The organism is Psychromonas hadalis ATCC BAA-638 (assembly GCF_000420245.1).
In the GTDB taxonomy this organism is placed as follows: Bacteria; Pseudomonadota; Gammaproteobacteria; order Enterobacterales; family Psychromonadaceae; genus Psychromonas; species Psychromonas hadalis.
The window spans coordinates 1-2,884 of the sequence record NZ_ATUO01000259.1 but is presented as its reverse complement, the minus strand read 5'-3'; the positions used below and the strand labels follow the sequence as shown (position 1 = coordinate 2,884).

Below are 2,884 nucleotides of genomic sequence, written 5' to 3'. Positions count from 1 at the left end.
TGAATTCTGTAATTGAATATATGACCCCTGCTCAGAAAAGAAGAAAGTTATTAAATGTGGCTTAACAACCCTCCAAAAATACTTGACCATTACATATTCACACAGTTATAACTAGCTTAAAGCACTCACTTTTTATAAGCTCAACATGCGCTTTTTCAATCTTGCTAAATCAATCGCATTTGATCTTACGGTTACCTTAATATGATCGGACTCATATTCTTCCTTTGTGACACTCATGTTCGATCGAATTTCACCAATGATACCTTTAGCGGTATAAGGAACAATAATCTCCTCCTCAATCATCTCATCCTGCGCAACGGCAACAATATATTTATGCAATTTACTGATATCAGCCGGATCACGAGCCGATGTCATCATGGCTTCAGGAAACTCGTCCCTCAGTGCTTGTTGTTGTTCACCGCTAAGTTGATCAGATTTATTCAGGATCAGTAATTTTTTACTGTCCTCAACACCGACTTCTTTCAGTACTTCATGCACCACGTCGAGTTGTGCACGAAAAGAAGGATCTGAAGCATCTACTACATATAACAATAATGAAGCGTCATGTGCTTCTGCTAAGGTGGAGTGGAATGAGGCGACTAAATCGTGCGGTAATTTTTTAATAAAACCAACGGTGTCTGATACTAATATTCGCGGTTGAGTGATTGGAAATAAAGCCCTAACCGTGGTATCAAGGGTGGCAAAAAGTTTGTTTTCACCTTCGACATCACTACCAGTAATCGCTCGCATCAACGATGACTTACCCGCATTGGTATAACCCACCAAAGCAACACAAAAAAGTTCGGCACGTTGCGACCGCCTGCCCTTCATTTTATCTTGCACACTAACCAACTCGCGCTTGAGCTCTGCTAATTGGTCACGAACTTTACGACGGTTTAACTCTAACGTAGTTTCGCCAGCGCCTTTACCCATTTGACGTTCTTTATCACCACATGATGTTTCACGCAGTCGTGGCGCGACATAATTTAAGCGAGCAATTTCGATTTGTAATTTCGCTGTTTTGGTGCGGGCATGGCGACTAAATATTTCAATGATAATGCCGGTACGGTCAAATACTTCTACGCCTAATTGATTCTCGACGTTACGTAGCTGAGATGGGCTTAAATCACAATCAAATACCACTACATCAGCACAGGAAAAAGGTAAATTGTCTGACGGGATCTCAGCAAATGACGTTTCATCAATTATTTCTTCAGATATGTCATCACTTTCTTCTGCTTCAAGCGCAATTTCACCTTTGTTGCCGGTTAGGTGCGCTATTTCAGCCAGTTTTCCTAAACCCAGTACATTAACTTTGTTAGTCGAACTCTGCTTCTGCGATTGGGTGCCGACCACTTTAAAACCTAATGTCGTCACTAAACGCGCTAGCTCTGCCAGTGATTCGGTTGCCTCATCACCTTTGAAATCGGGTGTGCAAATAGAAATAAGTAAAGCGTTTGTACGTGATGCTTTTGCTGTAAGTTGCATATTTTTTGTATACCAATGGGTAATTAGTGCACCTGATACCCAATTGATATAAGTGCAAGGCTAATTTTTATCTAAAGTAGTCTGATCCTACGCTGTTATAGCTGAGCTTTATAGGGCAATAGCAGACTAATGTAATATTATTTTCGTTGCCGAGGGAAAACACGATAACCTTTCAGTAAGAGACAGATAAAACAAAAAGCCCATTACTTTGGTAATGGGCTTTGCTAATGTGCTGTGGAAAAATTGTTATACCACAAACCTGAACGATAACATTACCCGCTCTGCAGTATCAGAAAAAAGGTTGGCAATAACTACTTACGGGAAAAATCGTTACCAACTTAAAACTGTTGTGGCTAAGTAATATTGGCCACCATTTTGTAAATTTCTAACTCGCTAAGGGGGCGTTAGCGAGTTGGCTTTCTAAGTGGAGATGGGGTTAATGTAAGCTAGCTTTCTATAAAGCTAAGGGGCAAAAGGCTAAATAGGAATATTTCTTTTACGGCCTAAACGAACGACCGGAGTTACTATGCCACTACATTGAAATTTTGAAAGAAAGAGTGATAGTATCTCTATTTACTGATAAACAAAGAGGTAACCCTTTGACTCCATTATTAGAGCGTGATGTCCATCTATTTGACCTTGATAATACCTTATACTCCCCTAAGAATGGTATTTTAGAGCAAATTGCCCCTAGAATGCGTAGCTTCATTAGCAATGAGCTAAGTATTTCCATTGAAGAATCTAATGCACTGTGTGAACGTTATTATCAACGTTATGGTGGGACGATAAGGGGAATTCAATTACATTATCCAAGTGTCGATCTGAATAAGTTTTCTGAGTTCTCTCATCAGGTTAATTTAGATAAGGTTGAAAAAGCAACAAAGCTTAAAGACGCATTACATGCATTTAAAAAATCACGTTATGTATTTACCAACTCGCCACTACCTTATGCGACAAGAGTTTTAAAACATATCGATTTATATGACTGTTTCGACGGTATTTTTAGTGTAGAGCTGACTGGTTACAAAATGAAGCCTGATCCGCATGCATTTAATACTATTTGCCAACACTTCGATTTTGAAGCCTCTGATGCCGCTTTTTACGATGATCAGATAGCAAACATTGCCACTGCAAAAGCCTTAGGAATGCGTACTATTCTAGTTAACCGAGGTGATGTTGAACAACATGATGCTTGTTATAAAACGGAAAACCTACCCGATTTTATGGCGTCGTTAATAAAGTGATTTTCCACAGTGCCAATTGTTATCGTTGTTGTCACTGAATAATATGGGTCATATATTATACCAATCCGCCTAAGTACTGGTTTAAATGACTAATATCTGCGTTGCATTCAATCGCAATAGCCGGCTATTACTCAATCATGCGCCTTGACCTT

The 2,884-nt window shown here is 39.4% G+C and carries 2 protein-coding genes; one reads left to right on the top strand and one right to left on the bottom strand.

The annotated features are described in order from the left end of the window. Window positions 1–132: 132 nt before the first annotated feature. A complete protein-coding gene (gene hflX, locus G322_RS0118450) occupies window positions 133–1,488 on the bottom strand; it encodes a GTPase HflX (protein ID WP_022943157.1) in 1,356 nt (451 codons plus the stop codon). A gap of 599 nt (window positions 1,489–2,087) precedes the next feature. On the opposite strand from hflX, the gene G322_RS0118445 reads away from it, so the two are divergent. Continuing rightward, a complete protein-coding gene (locus tag G322_RS0118445) occupies window positions 2,088–2,732 on the top strand; it encodes a pyrimidine 5'-nucleotidase (RefSeq protein WP_022943156.1) in 645 nt (214 codons plus the stop codon). Window positions 2,733–2,884 lie beyond the last annotated feature (152 nt).

Bases quoted from the DNA above. Each gene is read 5' to 3' on its own strand.
- hflX (WP_022943157.1), bottom strand. From the start codon at position 1,488: ATGCAACTTACAGCAAAAGCATCACGTACAAACGCTTTACTTATTTCT.